Source organism: Aeromicrobium sp. IC_218 (assembly GCF_004336805.1).
Taxonomy (GTDB): Bacteria; Actinomycetota; Actinomycetes; order Propionibacteriales; family Nocardioidaceae; genus Aeromicrobium.
This window is the reverse complement of record NZ_SJXM01000001.1, coordinates 247,212-261,167: the sequence shown is the minus strand read 5'-3', so window position 1 is coordinate 261,167 and position 13,956 is coordinate 247,212. Positions and strand designations below refer to the sequence as shown.

Genomic DNA, 13,956 nt, shown 5'->3' with positions numbered 1-13,956 from the left:
GGTTCAGCGTGCCACAGGCGTGGGGACGAAGCGCAGTCGCGTCCCCTCGCGCACGGCGGCCACCTGGCCGGGCAGCTCGACCCGCGCCTGGCCCCGCCACGCGGTCACCAGGGCGTCCAGCGCGGCCACGTGCCCGGCCGACATCCGGCCCGCGTCCGCCCCGGCCCCGACGGCGGCCTGGCGGAGGGCGCGCGAGCGCAGCGCGGCGGGCTCGGCCGCGAGCGCGAGGACGTCCAGCGGGTCGGGCAGGCGCTCGGCGGCGAGCGCGTCGAGCAGGTCGGCGTCGGCGCGGGACAGGGAGGCGGTGCGGGCGAGCGCCTCGGCGACCCCGCCGCCCAGGACGTCCTCGAGCAGCGGCAGCACCTCGTGCCGGACGCGGACGCGACGGAAGCGGGGGTCGTCGTTGTGCGGGTCGTGCCACGGGTCGAGTCCGAGGGCCCGGCAGACCTGCTCGGTGGTGGCGCGGCGCAGGCCCAGGAACGGGCGGCGGTGGCGACCGGCGACCGGCGCCATTCCGGCGAGCGACCGCGGTCCCGACCCGCGGCCGAGCCCGAGCAGCACGGTCTCGGCCTGGTCGTCCAGCGTGTGCCCGAGCAGCACGGCCTCGACGTCGAGCGCGTCCAGCACGGCGTAGCGGGCGCGGCGGGCGGCCGCCTCCGTCCCGCCGTCCGTGCCGACGTCCACGCGGACGACCGTCGCCGGCACTCCCAGCGACCCGACCTGCTCGGCGGCGCGACGCGCGACCTCGGCCGAGCCGTCCTGCAGCCCGTGGTCGACGACGACCGCCTCCAGGGCGAGGCGTCCGTCACGTCCGACGAACGCCGCGGCGGCGGCCAGGGCCAGCGAGTCGGCCCCGCCGGACACCGCGAGGGCGACCCGGGCGCCGGGGTCGAGGTCGGCGATCGCGCCTGTGACGGCGAGGCGAGCGTCGGCGACGGCGGGGTCGAGCCGTCCTCGTGCGGCGGTCACGGGGGCTCCTCTCGTCCGGTGCGTCCCGGAGGGTCCGCGTAGTCTCGGTGGTCGAGACGCGTCAGCGGCTCCGCCCCGGGTCTGCGACAACTGTGCCCGACGCGGACGCCCTCCGGCGCCGTCGCCCGATCGAGAGGACCCCGATGAGCCAGACCTCCGGCAACGCGCCGATCTCCAACCGTCCCGGCGAGGGACCGGCGCAGAAGCGCTCCCGCACCGGACTGGTGGTCGGCGTCGTCGTCGCCCTGGTCGTGGTCGCGCTCGTCGTGTTCTTCCTGACCCGTGACGGCGACGACGCCTCCGACGAGGGCTACCAGCTCGTCGACGACGGCGTCCTCACCGTCGCCACCGAGGGCACCTACCGCCCCTTCACCTTCCACGAGCAGGGCGGCGACCTGGTCGGCTACGACGTCGAGGTCATCGAGGCGATCGCGAAGAAGCTGGACCTGAAGATCAAGTTCCAGGAGACGCAGTTCGACGCCATCTTCGCCGGCCTCGACGGTGGTCGCTTCGACCTCATCGCGAACCAGATCTCGATCAACCCCGAGCGTGAGGCCAAGTACCTCATGTCCGAGCCGTACACGATCTCGCCCGGCGTGCTGATCGTCCCGGCAGACAACACCGACATCCAGGGCTTCGACGACCTGAAGGGCCGCACGACGGCGCAGTCGCTGACCAGCAACTGGTTCGAGGTCGCCAAGAGCTTCGGCGCCGAGGTCGAGGCCGTCGAGGGCTGGGCCCAGTCGGTCGCCCTGATCAAGGACGGCCGCGTGGACGCGACGGTCAACGACAAGCTGACGCTGCTGGACTACCAGAAGCAGCAGGGCGGCGACGCCGGCCTCAAGGTCGTCGCCGAGACCGACGACCCGTCGCGCAGCGCCTTCGTCGTCACCAAGGACAACGCCGAGCTCATGGACGACGTCGACGACGCCCTCGAGGAGCTGCGCGAGGACGGCACCCTGGCGGAGATCGGCGAGAAGTACTTCGGCCAGGACGTCTCTCGGTGACACCCGACACCTGGGACCTCGTGCAGGAGGCCTTCTGGCCGCTCCTGCGCGGGACCCTGGTGGGCACGATCCCGCTGGCGCTCATCTCGATGGCGCTGGCGCTGAACCTCGCGCTGGGCGTGGCGATGGCCCGGCTCTACGGCCCCCGGCCTGTGCAGTGGCTGGCCCGCGCGTACGTCTCGATCATCCGCGGCACGCCGCTGCTGGTGCAGCTGTTCATCGTCTTCTACGGCCTGCCGTCCATCGGCATCCGGATCGACCCGTGGCCGAGCGCGGTCATCGCACTGTCGCTGAACGTCGCCGGCTACGCCGCCGAGATCATCCGCGCCGCCGTCCAGTCCGTCCCGAAGGGACAGTGGGAGGCGGCGTACACGGTGGGCATGAACCGCCGGCTCACGCTGCAGCGCATCATCCTGCCGCAGGCCGTGCGGGTGTCGGTGCCGCCGCTGTCGAACTCCTTCATCTCCCTGGTGAAGGACACCTCGCTGACCTCGCTCATCCTGGTCACCGAGATGTTCCGCGAGGCCCAGGAGGTGGCGGCCGCGTCGGGCGAGTTCATGACGCTCTACGTGATGGCCGCCGTCTACTACTGGGTGGTCTGCCTCGCGCTGTCCGCCGGCCAGAGCCGGCTCGAGACCCGGCTGGAGCGCCATGTCGCACACTGACCCGTCCGCCCCGGTCGTCCTGCAGGCCACCGGGCTGCGCAAGAGCTTCGGCGACCTGGAGGTCCTGCGCTCGATCGACCTGACCGTCCGCAAGGGCGAGGTCGTCGCGCTCATCGGACCGTCCGGCTCGGGCAAGACCACCGTGCTGCGCTCGCTCAACGGGCTCGAGGTGCCCGACGGCGGCACGATCGCGGTCGGCGAGGACCTCGAGCTGGACTTCTCCCACCCGGTCGCGGACGTCCACCGGTACGCCCTGCGCGACCGCTCGGCGATGGTGTTCCAGGCGCACAACCTGTTCCCGCACAAGACCGTGCTGCAGAACGTCGTCGAGGGCCCCACCGTCGTGCAGAAGGTGCCGCGCGACCAGGCCGTCGCCGAGGCCCGCGCGCTGCTCGAGCGCGTCGGCCTGGCCGACAAGGAGGACGTCCACCCGCACCAGCTGTCGGGCGGCCAGCAGCAGCGCGTGGGCATCGTCCGCGCCCTGGCGCTCAAGCCCGAGCTGCTGCTGTTCGACGAGCCGACGAGTGCGCTCGACCCCGAGCTGGTCGGCGAGGTGCTGGGCGTCATGAAGCAGCTGGCGACCGAGGGCTGGACGATGGTCGTCGTCACCCACGAGCTGCAGTTCGCCCGCCAGGTCGCCGACGAGGTCGTGTTCATGGACGGCGGCGTCATCGTCGAGCGCGGCGCCCCGGCGGCGTTCTTCACCGCACCGGCGCACGAACGCACCCGCCAGTTCCTGGACCGCCTGCTCAACCCGCTGGGCTGAGCCTGGCCGGCGTCCGGCTCAGCCGTGGACGCGCGCCAGCCAGGCGGCGGGGTCCTTGATCTCGGCCAGCGACGGCAGGTTCTCCGGACCGCTCCAGACGGCGTCGAACGCGTCCTGCCCGCCCGTGCGGGTGACCCGCCGGACGAACGTGGCGCCGTCGCGGTACTGCGCCAGCTTCGCGTCCAGGCCGAGCAGCCGGCGGACGACCGCGTCCAGGCCGCCCTTGCCCTTGCGCCGCTGGTCGAACTTGCGCCGGATGACCTTCACGCTCGAGACGATCGAGGGCCCGACGCCGTCCATGACGACGTCCGCGTGCCCCTCGAGCAGCGACATGACGCCGGTGACCTGCTCGACGATCTCGCGCTGGCGGTCGGTCTGGAACAGGTCGGCCAGGCTCGCGGTGGAGTCCGAGCGGCCGAGCTCGCCGAGCCGCGAGAGCGCGTTGCCGAGCGTCTCGGCCATCGCCTCGGGATCGGTGCGGCTCTCCTCGAGCAGCTCGGCCACGAGCGCCCGCAGGTGGTCGGCCATCCACGGGACGGCCGTGAACTGCACCCGGTGGGTCTCCTCGTGCAGGCAGACCCACAGCCGGAAGTCGTGCGGGTCGACCTTGAGCTGCCGCTCGACCTGGACGACGTTCGGCGCCACCAGCAGCAGGCGCCCCTGGTCGCCGCCCCCGGTCCAGAACGGGTCGAACTGGCCGAGCACGCGTCCGGACAGGAACGACAGCACGGCACCGACCTGCACGCCGTTGACCCGGTCGCCGACGGCCCGGCCCAGCGGGCCGACCTTCGTCTGCGCGGCCAGGCGCCGGCTGAGTGGGTCGAGCAGCACCTCGAAGCTCTCCAGGTTGGCCGCGGCCCACGTCGGCCGGTCGACCACCAGGACGGGCGCCGTGCCCGACCCGGCGGTCAGCCCGGTGAACTCGCGCACCGGACCCTCGGCCCGGTAGGCGCCCTGGCGCAGCTCCTCGACCGCCTCGGCCACCTCGGCCGGCGACATCTCGGGGCCGGGCTTGGCGAAGCGGGCGGCGGTCCGCCGGGCGGTCTGCCAGTCGATCATGCCGCCACAGTACGGGCGCCGCCCACGCCCGGCAGGTCAGTCGCCGGCGGTCGCCACGGCCGTCACGACCGCGTCCAGCGCGGCCTGGACGTCGGCCGGCGCGGCGGTGGCCCGGTCGGCCATGACGGCGACGGCGAGCGGACGGCCGCTCGGGTCGCGGACCACGCCGGCCAGCGCGTGGACGCCGGTGAGCGTCCCGGTCTTGGCCCGCACGAGACCGACGACGTCGCGGGACGAGCCCGCGTCGAAGCGGTCGGCCAGCGTGCCGTCGAAGCCCGCCACCGGGAGCCCGGCGAGCAGCGCGGACGTCCGCGGGTCGCGGGCGGCGGCCTCGAGCGCCCCGGTGAGCGTGGCCGGGGCGATGAGGTTGCCGCGGGCGAGGCCGCTGCCGTCGCCGAGCACGAGCCCCGAGACGTCCACGCCGGCGTCGCTCAGCGCCTGCTCGACGCCCTGGGTTCCGCCGGCGAAGCTGGCCGGCTGGCCGCTCGCCCGGCCGACGTGGCGGAGCAGCACCTCGGCGCCCTCGTTGTCGCTGCGCCGGAGCACGACCTCGACCAGCTGGCGGACGGTCGCGCTGGTCACCCGGGCCACCTCGTCGCCGGACGCCGTCGCGGCGGAGGGCGAGCCGACGACGTCCACCCCGGCCTGGCGCAGCTCCCGGGCGAGCACGGCGGCGGCCGCGGCGGCCGGGTCGGCCACGGTCGCCCCCGAGGGACCGGTGCCCCGGTCGACCCAGAGCGCGCTCACCGGCGCGACGATGCCCGCCCGGACGTAGCCGTTGGCCGCCCAGGCGGGGCTGGCTGACGGGCCCTCGAACAGCGAGGCGTCGTAGCCGAGGCGGACCCGGTCGACGCCCCGGGTCGCGAGCTCGCGGGCGGTGCGCTTCGCGAGGGTGCGCAGGTCGGCCCGCTCGCCGTACCCGGCGGGCCGCTCCGGCTCCGACAGCAGGAACGGGTCGCCGCCACCGACCAGGACGAGCCGGTCGCCGTCCAGGACGGTGCGCGTCGCGAGCCGCGCGTCGGGGTCCAGGGTGGCCAGCGCCGCGAAGCCGGTGAGGACCTTGGTGGTCGAGGCCGGGGTGAACGCGCCGTCGCCGTGCTCGGCCAGCACGCGTCCGGTCGCCAGGTCGGTGACCCGGACGCCGACGTGCGGGCCGAGGGCCGGCGCCCGGACCGCCGCGTCGACCACGGCCTGCAGGGACGTCGGGTCGGGGTCGGCGCCCGTCGCGGGCTCGACCGCCGGCGCGGTGCCGTCGTCGCCCTCGAGGGCCAGGCCGTCGGGGGCGGACACCGCGGACGGGCCGCAGTCGCCGCCGCAGATCAGGGAGTTGAGCCGCCCGTCGGCGTGCGCCGCGCGCAGCCAGAGGCCGGCGCCGGCCACGAGGGCGACCACGACGAGAGCGGCGAGCAGACGCGTCCCGATCCTCCGACCCGGACGCCCGCTCATGCCCCCGAGGGTATCTGTGGGACGATGGCCCTCTGTCTCAGCCCGTCTTTGCCGGAGGAACCGTGATTTTCGACGTCACCGTGGAGATCCCCAAGGGGAACCGCAACAAGTACGAGGTGGACCACAAGACCCACCGCATCCGCCTCGACCGGACGCTCTTCACCGCGACGCAGTACCCCGCGGACTACGGCTTCATCGACGACACGCTCGGCCAGGACGGCGACCCGCTGGACGCGCTCGTCCTGCTCGACGTCCCCACGTTCCCCGGCTGCGTCATCACCTGCCGCGCGATCGGCATGTTCCGCATGACCGACGAGGCCGGCGGCGACGACAAGGTCCTGTGCGTCCCCGCGACGGACCCGCGCCACGAGCACATGCGCGACATCCACCACGTGCCGGAGTTCGACCGTCTCGAGATCCAGCACTTCTTCGAGGTCTACAAGGACCTCGAGCCCGGCAAGTCGGTCGAGGGTGCCTCGTGGGTCGGCCGCGCGGCCGCCGAGGTCGAGATCGAGGCCTCGTTCCAGCGCTTCAAGGACAACGGCGGCTACTGAGCCCCGCTGATCCGTCGACGACGGGCCGTCCCCACCCGGGGGCGGCCCGTCAGTCGTCCTGCGGCCGGGTCGCGCCGGCGAGCAGGGCGCGCATCGCGGTGCCGAACAGCTCCACGTCCACCTCGTAGTCGATCGAGCGCAGGGCGCCCAGGCCGACGCCCAGGCTGAGCAGCACGGTGGCCGCCTCCTCGTAGGAGTAGGACAGCCGCAGCCCCTCCCCCTCGACGACGGCCCGGATGAGGCCGGCCGTCGCCGTGCGGATCTCGCGGTGGCGCCGCCGCAGCTCCTCGGCCACGTACGCGCTGTGCCGGGCCGCGACCGCCAGCTCGACCTCCAGGGCCATGGCCCGCGGACGTCCGACGTTGGCCCGGGCCCACCGGGCGAAGGCGTCGATGCGCGAGTCGAGGTCGCCCTCGCCGCTGAACGCCGAGACCACGCCCTCGACCTGGCGCTCGTGCAGGGAGTCCAGCACCGCCAGGCACAGCTCCTCCTTGCCGGAGAAGTTGGAGTAGACCGCGCCCTTGGAGTAGCCGGCCTCGACCGCCACCTTGTCCAGCGACGTGGCGGCGTACCCGTCGTCGAGGAACATCCGGCGGGCGACGTCGATGAGCCGCCGCCGGGTCTCGGCCTGCCGGGCGGCACGGCTGCGGGCGGTCTGGGATGCGGTCTCGGCCACGGAGCCTCCTGGTCGTCTGCGAGCAGTATTCCCCGTACCGCCGGTATCCGGAACCGGTGGGCGGCGGACTAAGCGATTGCTCACCTGTCTGCTCTAGGCTCCCGACATGCGTGCCGTCCAGATCACCTCGCTCACCGGTCCCGACGACGTCGTCGTCGCGGACGTTCCCGCCCCCACCGTCGCGGACGGTCAGGTGCTGATCGACGTGCGCGCCGCGGGCGTCGCCTTCCCCGAGGTGCTGCTGACCCGCGGGCAGTACCAGATGAAGCCCGACCTCCCGTTCGTCCCGGGCGCCGAGGTCGCGGGCGTCGTGGCCAGCGCCCCCGAGGGCTCGGGCCTGACGGTCGGTGACCGCGTCGCCGCGCTGCCGCTGCTCGGCGGCTTCGCCGAGCAGGTCGCCGCACCCGCCGACCTGGTCTTCCCGCTGCCGGACTCGATGAGCTTCGAGCAGGGCGCGTCGGTCATCTTCAACTACGGCACGGCGTACTTCGCGCTGGTCGAGCGCGGACGCCTCGCCGCGGGCGAGCGCGTGCTCGTGCACGGCGCCGCGGGCGGCATCGGCACGGCCTCCATCCAGGTCGCGAAGGCGTTCGGCGCCTCGGACGTCGTGGCGGTCGTCTCCACCGACGAGAAGGGCGAGGTCGCCCTCGCCGCCGGCGCCGACGCGTACGTGCTGGTCGACGGCTTCCGCGACGCGGTCAAGGAGCGCGGCGGCGTCGACCTCGTCGTGGACCCCGTGGGCGGCGACCGGTTCACCGACTCGCTGCGCTGCCTGCGCGAGGACGGGCGCCTGCTCGTCATCGGGTTCACCGGCGGCTCGATCCCCGAGGTCAAGGTCAACCGGCTGCTGCTCAACAACATCGAGGTCACCGGCGTCGGCTGGGGCGCGTACGTCCTGGGCCGTCCGGGCCACGTCCGCCGCGAGTGGGACGCGATGCTGCCGCACCTGGAGTCCGGCGCGCTCGCTCCCGTGGTCGGCGCGACCTACCCGCTGGACGACGTGGCGAAGGCCCTGCACGACATCGACGAGCGCCGCGCGACCGGGAAGATCGTCCTGCTCCCCTGACGCGCGGCTCGGCGTCCGGTCCCGCGCGGCAGCACCTGTCTAGACTGACGCCGTGATCTTCAAGCGCGTGAACCCCGGGCGTCCCTACCCGGACCACGGCTTGACCGCGGCCCAGTGGGCCGACGTGCCGCCGACCCAGGTGCGCCTGGACGAGCTGGTGGCCACCAAGACCGAGCTCGACCTCGAGACCCTGCTCGACGAGGACTCCACCTACTTCGGCGACCTGTTCGCCCACGTCGTGCGCTGGCGCGGCGAGCTCTACCTCGAGGACGGCCTGCACCGCGCGCTGCGCGCCGCCCTCCAGCAGCGGACGATGCTGCACGCCCGCGTCCACGACCTCCAGGAGGCCTCCGCGTGAGCCGACGCCGCATCACGTCCGCCCTCACCCTCGTCCTCGCCGCCGTCGTGCTGGTCGGCGGCGCCGCCTACGGCGCGACGCTGCTCCTCGCGGACGCCGACACCACCGTCGAGGGCCCCACGTGCACCGACACCGTGGTGAAGCGGGGCGAGAAGCTGACCTCGAACCTGGTGACGGTGCACGTGCGCAACGCCAGCCAGAAGAGCGGCCTGGCCAACCGGGCGTCGCTGCAGCTGCAGCGACGCGGGTTCCTGGCCGGCAGCGTCGGCAACGCCCCCGAGGGCGTGAAGGTCGAGCGCGTGACGATCCTGGCGCCGGACGCGAACGACGACATGGTCAAGCTCGTCGCCCAGCAGCTGCGCGGCAAGGTGCGCATCGAGAAGCCGCCGGTCGGCGCGGCGCTGCCCGCGGGCGGCGTCACGGTCGTCGTCGGACAGGACTACGCCGGGCTCAAGCGGGCCCAGCCGGCCGTCACCGCGACGCAGGACGTCACCGTGTGCGTGCCCAACGAGTCCGCGGTCGAGTAGTCAGTCCTCCGGGTCCCACCCGGCCAGGCGGCCGTGGCGGGCCACCGCCCGCAGCCGGGCCTCCGTGCGCAGCCGCAGCCGTCGCGGCACCACCACGAGCATGTCGTCCTCGACCCGGATCCGGGTCGTGCGGTGCGGCACCACGCTCTCGCCGTCGCGCACCACGAGGGTGACGCTGGCCCCGACCGGCAGGCGCAGCTCGCCGATCTCGACGCCGGCCAGGCGCGAGCCGGCCGGCACGTGCACCAGCAGCAGGTCAGCCGAGATCCGCTCCAGCGGCGCGGCCTCCACGTCCATGTCGCGCGCGCCGTCGTCCAGCACCCCCGCCCGGGCGGCCATCCAGCCCAGCGGGAGCGCCTGGGCGAGCGTCGACCCGATGACGAAGACCAGCACGATGTTGAACAGGTCGTGCGCGCCCGGGACGTCCGCCGCGAGCGGGATGGTGGCCAGGATGACCGGCACGGCGCCGCGCAGGCCGGCCCACGACACGAACAGCTGCTCACCCACCGGCCGCCGGAACCACACCGCGCACACCGCCACCGAGAGCGGCCGCGCCACGAAGGTCAGGATCGCCCACGCCCCCAGCGCCGTGCCGGCGTGCCACCACTCGATGGTGAGCGGGTCGGCGAGCAGGCCGAGCATGACGAACAGGCCGATCTGGGCGAGCCAGCCCACGCCCTCGGCGAACGACCGGGTCGCCGCCCGGTGCGGGAGCTCGGTGTTGCCCAGCACGAGCGCGGCGACGTAGACCGCGGCGAACCCGCTGCCGTGCACCGACGCGGCCAGCCCGTACGCCATGACGGTGAAGGCCAGCACGGCCAGCGGGTAGAGGCCCGACGACGGCAGGGCGATGCCACGCAGCAGCCGTCCGCCGGCCCAGCCGACCGCCAGGCCGAGCACGGCGCCCAGCACGAGCTCGCCGGCGATGATCGCCCCGGTGAGCAGCGCCGGCTGGTCGGCGAGGTCGCCGGCCGACAGCGCCACGACGAGGACGACGATGGGGGCGTCGTTCAGGCCCGACTCGGCCTCGAGCACGCCCGCGACGCGGGAGCGGAGCGGCACCGAGCGCAGCACCGAGAACACCGCGGCCGCGTCCGTCGGGCTGGCGACGGCGGCGAGCAGGAGGGCGAGCTGCCAGTCGAGCCCGAGCAGGTGGTGGGCGGCCAGGGCCACGACGAGCACGCTGACGGTCACGCCGAGCGTCGCCAGCAGGAGGCCCAGGCCCATCGCCGGGCGGACGTGCTCCCAGCGGGTCGTGAGACCGCCCTCGGCCAGGATCAGCACCAGGGCGGCGAGCCCGAGGGCGAGGGCCAGGTCGGCGTCGTGGAAGTGGCCGTAGAGGCCGGTCTCGTCGAGCAGCAGGCCGATGCCGAGGTAGACCAGGAGGCTGGGCAGGCCGAGCCGGTGGGAGAACCGCACCGCGACGATGGCCAGGATCAGGACGGCCGACCCCACCAGGAGCACCACGTCGAGCGCGACCTCGTGCACGGCGTCTCCTCAGGGTCGGCGGAGTGCCGCCATGCTAACGGCCGGTCTCCCCGTCCCCGCGGGCCGCTGCCTCGCGGTGGTGGCGCGCCTTGCGGGTGTACATCCGCTCGTCGGCCAGCTCCAGGACCTTGCTGAAGTCGTCGCCCGGCTGGGCCGACGCCACGCCCCACGACCAGCCGGCCGGGGACGTCTCGTGCAGCCCGGCCATGCGCGACTCGGCCTCGTCCTCGTCGGTGTCGGGCAGCAGCACGACGAACTCGTCGCCGCCGGTGCGGCCGAGCACGTCGTTGCCGCGCAGGTGGCCGCGCCAGTGGTCGCAGACCGACTCCAGCAGGACGTCGCCGGCGGCGTGCCCGTACGTGTTGTTGATGACGCGCAGGTCGTCCAGGTCGACCACGACGACGGCCAGCGGCTTGCCGTAGCGCCCGGCCCGGCGGAGCAGCCGCTGCGCCTCGTCGCGGACGCCGCGCAGGTTGAGGGCGCCGGTCAGCGCGTCCGTCACCGAGAGCGCCTCGAGCCGGCGGCGCAGCCGGCGCAGCACCTCCACGGCGACGAGCGACTCCAGCAGCACCGTGACGGCGAGGCCGGCCAGCCCCTCGTCGCGCATCACGATGGCGACGAACCAGGTGGCCACGCCGACGAGGTGGATCGTCCGCGGCAGGCGGCCGGGCACGAACCAGACCGTGTACGCGCCCACGACCGGGAGCACGAGGCCGTTGCCGAGCGCCGCGACGGGCAGGTCGGTCGTCACGGTCAGCACCGTCACCGCCGCCATGAGCGGGACGAGCAGCACGGTCGCCTCGGCCCGGGTGAAGCGCGGTCCGCGGACGGCGGCGTAGGCCGCGCAGGCGAGCGACAGCACGGCGAGCGTGCCCAGCACCTCGGGCGGGTTGGTGCCGTCGACGGGGATCAGCACGTTCGTGCCCAGCGCCAGGCCACCGCAGCCGAACAGCAGGGCGGTCACGAACGGGAGCTGCGGCGCCTCGCGCAGACGGTCGGTCGTCGGGGCGACCGGCCGGTTCCTCATGCCCGGCCCCGGCCCGACAGATCCCCGACGATCGCGCGCGCCGCGGCGACCAGCTTGCTGGCCTCCGGGACGGTCGCGGAGTAGACCACCTCGCCGTCCTGGCGTCGCGACGCGACGAGCCCCGCACGGCGCAGCACGGCGAGCTGGTGGGAGAGGTTGCTGGGCTCGGCGTCGAGCGCCTCGAGCATCTCGTGGACGGCGTGGTCGCGGACGGCGAGCAGCTCCAGGATGCGCATCCGGGTGGGATGACCGAGGGTGCGGAAGAAGTCCGCTGCCCGCTGGTGCTCGGGGTCGTGCACGGGTCGCTCCTCATGAGGGAAGTGCGATCTGTGCCACTCTGCGAGAGACCGCTTCTGTGCCACCCTGACTGCCAGGGCAGTGCTTGACGGTACTGTCACTTGCACGGTTCTTCAATCAAGGACCGTGCAAGCGCGTTCGCGTGACCGCAGCGAGAGGAAGAATACGATGACTGACGTGGAGTCGGTGCTCGACGAGGCCGGGCTGACCAATCCGCACGTGCGCGAGTACGTGCAGTACTGGGCGGCACTGACGGGGGCCGAGCGGGTCGAGGTGGTCGACGCGTCCGACGACGCGCGCCTGGTCCAGGAGTCGCTGGACGCCGGCGAGCTGCTGCCGGCGGGCGAGGGCCTGTACTACTCGCGCAGCTACCACAAGGACACCGCGCGCTCCGAGGAGCGCACGATCGTGGCCACGAGCAACCCCGACGACGCCGGCGCCTACAACAACTGGCGTCCGTCCTCGGAGATGAAGCCGCTGCTCGAGAGCAAGATGAAGGGCGCGTCGCAGGGCAAGACGATGTACGTCGTCCCCTACCTGATGGCGCCGCAGGGCTCGCCGCTGGAGAAGTACGCCGCGGGCGTGGAGCTCACCGACACGCGCACCGTCGTGCTGCACATGATCCGCATGGCGCGCGTGGGCGTGAAGTACATCAACGAGCTGGCGGAGCCGGACCACTTCGTCCGCGCCGTGCACGTGACGGGCGACCTGGAGACGCTCGGCCACGGCACCGCGGACGACCAGCGGTACTTCGTCACCGTCGCCGACGAGCGCACGATCCTGCACTTCGGCTCGTCGTACGGCGGCAACGCGCTGCTCGGCAAGATCGCCCACGGCCTGCGCCAGGCCGCCTACGACGGCTACGCGTCCGGCGAGTTCCTGGCCGAGCAGTTCATGCTGCTGGGCATTACCGACAAGGAGACCGGGAAGAAGTACCACATCTGTGGCGGCTTCCCGAGCGCGTCGGGCAAGACGAACCTGGCCATGACGCTGGCGCCGGACGCCCTGGGCGACCGGTACTACGTCGAGTTCTACGGCGACGACATCGCCTGGCTGTGGGTCGGCGAGGACGGCCGCCTGTACGGCATGAACCCCGAGAACGGCGTCTTCGGCGTCGCGAAGGACACCAACGAGGTCACCAACCCCGGTGCCCTGCACTCGGTCGACGCGGGCACGGGCGCGATCTTCACCAACATCGCCTACAACGAGAAGACCCAGGAGGTCTGGTGGGAGGGCAAGACGCCCGAGCACCCGGCCGACCTGGACGGCTGGCTGGACTGGAAGGGCGACCGCATCGCCGACCGGGCCGAGGGTGCCGACGCTCCGTGGGCGCACCCGAACAGCCGCTTCACCACGACGCTGGCGAACGTCCCGAACATCGCCGGTGACTTCGAGGACCCGCAGGGCGTGCCGATCGACGCGATCATCTTCGGTGGCCGCACGCGCGACCGCGAGCCGCTGGTGCGCGCCATCCACGACCTGGCCGAGGGCGTCTACGACGGCCTGACGCTCGGTGCCGAGGCCACGTTCGCGGCCGAGGGCGTCGAGGGCCAGCTGCGCTACGACCCGATGTCGATGCGTCCGTTCATGTCGTACCCGGAGGGTCCGTACGCGGCGCACTGGCTCAAGATCGTCGGCGCGGCCAGCGAGCAGCCGCTGTTCGCGCACGTCAACTGGTTCCAGCGTGACCCCGAGGACGGCCACTTCCTGTGGCACGGCTACCGCGACAACCTGCGCGCGCTGCTGTGGCTCATGGAGTACAAGAACGGCGAGGTCACCGGTCGCGAGACCCCGGTGGGCGTCCTGCCGCTCAAGGAGGAGCTCAAGCTCGAGGGCATGGACATCACCGAGAAGGACCTCGAGACGATCCTGTCGATCGACGTGGACCGCTGGAAGCAGGAGATGGGCTTCCGCGAGGAGCACCTGAAGGCGTTCGCGAACCTGCCCGAGGAGATCTGGGAGGCCCACCGCCGCGTGGCCGCCGCCCTCGACCAGGCCTGAGCCGCACGCACGACCCGGAGCCCCACGGACCGTATGGTTCGTGGGGCTCC

Annotated in this window: 15 protein-coding genes; 8 read left to right on the top strand and 7 right to left on the bottom strand. The window is 73.3% G+C overall.

Annotation, left to right across the window (positions count from 1 at the left end; all coding sequences use genetic code 11):
- Positions 1 to 3 precede the first annotated feature (3 nt).
- Complete coding sequence (tilS, locus tag E0W78_RS01280; RefSeq protein WP_131402038.1) at positions 4 to 969, bottom strand: tRNA lysidine(34) synthetase TilS; 966 nt, start codon at positions 967 to 969, stop codon at positions 4 to 6.
- Between the two features lie 143 nt (positions 970 to 1,112).
- On the opposite strand from tilS, the gene E0W78_RS01275 reads away from it, so the two are divergent.
- From E0W78_RS01275 to E0W78_RS01265, 3 genes are read left to right on the top strand one after another with little or no spacing between them, the layout of a single operon-like run.
- Positions 1,113 to 1,976 carry an amino acid ABC transporter substrate-binding protein gene (locus E0W78_RS01275; protein WP_131402037.1) on the top strand — a complete coding sequence of 288 codons (864 nt, stop codon included), beginning with the start codon at positions 1,113 to 1,115 and terminating at the stop codon, positions 1,974 to 1,976.
- Positions 1,973 to 2,641 (top strand): amino acid ABC transporter permease, encoded by a 669-nt coding sequence (locus E0W78_RS01270; protein WP_131402036.1) that lies wholly within the window; start codon positions 1,973 to 1,975, stop codon positions 2,639 to 2,641. The genes E0W78_RS01275 and E0W78_RS01270 overlap by 4 nt, the downstream gene beginning before the upstream one ends.
- Complete coding sequence (locus E0W78_RS01265; RefSeq protein WP_131402035.1) at positions 2,628 to 3,407, top strand: amino acid ABC transporter ATP-binding protein; 780 nt, start codon at positions 2,628 to 2,630, stop codon at positions 3,405 to 3,407. The genes E0W78_RS01270 and E0W78_RS01265 overlap by 14 nt, the downstream gene beginning before the upstream one ends.
- 18 nt (positions 3,408 to 3,425) lie before the next feature.
- Here the strand turns inward: E0W78_RS01265 and E0W78_RS01260 are convergent, their stop codons facing one another.
- Together E0W78_RS01260 and dacB are read right to left on the bottom strand one after the other, a co-directional pair.
- Positions 3,426 to 4,466 carry a zinc-dependent metalloprotease gene (locus E0W78_RS01260; protein ID WP_131402034.1) on the bottom strand — a complete coding sequence of 347 codons (1,041 nt, stop codon included), beginning with the start codon at positions 4,464 to 4,466 and terminating at the stop codon, positions 3,426 to 3,428.
- A gap of 36 nt (positions 4,467 to 4,502) precedes the next feature.
- The gene (dacB, locus tag E0W78_RS01255; protein ID WP_131402033.1) at positions 4,503 to 5,912 is read right to left on the bottom strand and encodes a D-alanyl-D-alanine carboxypeptidase/D-alanyl-D-alanine-endopeptidase; all 1,410 of its coding nucleotides are present in this window, start codon (positions 5,910 to 5,912) and stop codon (positions 4,503 to 4,505) included.
- Positions 5,913 to 5,974: 62 nt separating this feature from the next.
- On the opposite strand from dacB, the gene E0W78_RS01250 reads away from it, so the two are divergent.
- Positions 5,975 to 6,466 carry an inorganic diphosphatase gene (locus tag E0W78_RS01250; RefSeq protein WP_131402032.1) on the top strand — a complete coding sequence of 164 codons (492 nt, stop codon included), beginning with the start codon at positions 5,975 to 5,977 and terminating at the stop codon, positions 6,464 to 6,466.
- 49 nt (positions 6,467 to 6,515) lie between these two features.
- On the opposite strand, the gene E0W78_RS01245 is transcribed toward E0W78_RS01250, so the two are convergent.
- Complete coding sequence (locus tag E0W78_RS01245) at positions 6,516 to 7,142, bottom strand: TetR/AcrR family transcriptional regulator (protein ID WP_242686171.1); 627 nt, start codon at positions 7,140 to 7,142, stop codon at positions 6,516 to 6,518.
- Positions 7,143 to 7,248: 106 nt separating this feature from the next.
- Here E0W78_RS01245 and E0W78_RS01240 point away from each other — a divergent pair, with 106 nt between their 5' ends.
- Genes E0W78_RS01240 through E0W78_RS01230 form a run of 3 tightly spaced genes read left to right on the top strand, consistent with a single transcriptional unit; the run spans position 7,249 to position 9,093 of the window.
- Complete coding sequence (locus E0W78_RS01240; RefSeq protein WP_131402031.1) at positions 7,249 to 8,208, top strand: NADPH:quinone oxidoreductase family protein; 960 nt, start codon at positions 7,249 to 7,251, stop codon at positions 8,206 to 8,208.
- 52 nt (positions 8,209 to 8,260) lie between these two features.
- Entirely contained in the window at positions 8,261 to 8,566 is a 306-nt protein-coding gene (locus E0W78_RS01235) for a type II toxin-antitoxin system VapB family antitoxin (protein ID WP_019143854.1), read from the top strand.
- On the top strand, positions 8,563 to 9,093 hold the full coding sequence (locus E0W78_RS01230) for a LytR C-terminal domain-containing protein (protein WP_165570362.1): 531 nt from the start codon (positions 8,563 to 8,565) through the stop codon (positions 9,091 to 9,093). Before E0W78_RS01235 ends, E0W78_RS01230 begins: the two co-directional genes overlap by 4 nt.
- Here the strand turns inward: E0W78_RS01230 and E0W78_RS01225 are convergent, their stop codons facing one another.
- From E0W78_RS01225 to E0W78_RS01215, 3 genes are read right to left on the bottom strand one after another with little or no spacing between them, the layout of a single operon-like run.
- Positions 9,094 to 10,581 (bottom strand): potassium/proton antiporter, encoded by a 1,488-nt coding sequence (locus E0W78_RS01225; protein WP_131402030.1) that lies wholly within the window; start codon positions 10,579 to 10,581, stop codon positions 9,094 to 9,096.
- A gap of 34 nt (positions 10,582 to 10,615) precedes the next feature.
- Positions 10,616 to 11,608, bottom strand: a complete 993-nt coding sequence (locus tag E0W78_RS01220; RefSeq protein WP_131402029.1) for a GGDEF domain-containing protein — start codon at positions 11,606 to 11,608, stop codon at positions 10,616 to 10,618.
- Positions 11,605 to 11,907, bottom strand: coding sequence for a metalloregulator ArsR/SmtB family transcription factor (locus tag E0W78_RS01215; protein ID WP_131402028.1), 303 nt, complete (start codon positions 11,905 to 11,907; stop codon positions 11,605 to 11,607). Before E0W78_RS01215 ends, E0W78_RS01220 begins: the two co-directional genes overlap by 4 nt.
- Before the next feature lie 166 nt (positions 11,908 to 12,073).
- Between E0W78_RS01215 and E0W78_RS01210 the strand changes: the two genes are divergently transcribed.
- Complete coding sequence (locus tag E0W78_RS01210; RefSeq protein WP_131402027.1) at positions 12,074 to 13,906, top strand: phosphoenolpyruvate carboxykinase (GTP); 1,833 nt, start codon at positions 12,074 to 12,076, stop codon at positions 13,904 to 13,906.
- The last annotated feature ends 50 nt before the right edge of the window (positions 13,907 to 13,956 follow it).

Coding starts and splice junctions, on each gene's coding strand:
- E0W78_RS01210 (WP_131402027.1), top strand. CDS start 12,074: ATGACTGACGTGGAGTCGGTGCTCGACGAGGCCGGGCTGACCAATCCG.
- E0W78_RS01275 (WP_131402037.1), top strand. CDS start 1,113: ATGAGCCAGACCTCCGGCAACGCGCCGATCTCCAACCGTCCCGGCGAG.
- dacB (WP_131402033.1), bottom strand. CDS start 5,912: ATGAGCGGGCGTCCGGGTCGGAGGATCGGGACGCGTCTGCTCGCCGCT.
- E0W78_RS01260 (WP_131402034.1), bottom strand. CDS start 4,466: ATGATCGACTGGCAGACCGCCCGGCGGACCGCCGCCCGCTTCGCCAAG.
- E0W78_RS01220 (WP_131402029.1), bottom strand. CDS start 11,608: ATGAGGAACCGGCCGGTCGCCCCGACGACCGACCGTCTGCGCGAGGCG.
- E0W78_RS01240 (WP_131402031.1), top strand. CDS start 7,249: ATGCGTGCCGTCCAGATCACCTCGCTCACCGGTCCCGACGACGTCGTC.
- E0W78_RS01265 (WP_131402035.1), top strand. CDS start 2,628: ATGTCGCACACTGACCCGTCCGCCCCGGTCGTCCTGCAGGCCACCGGG.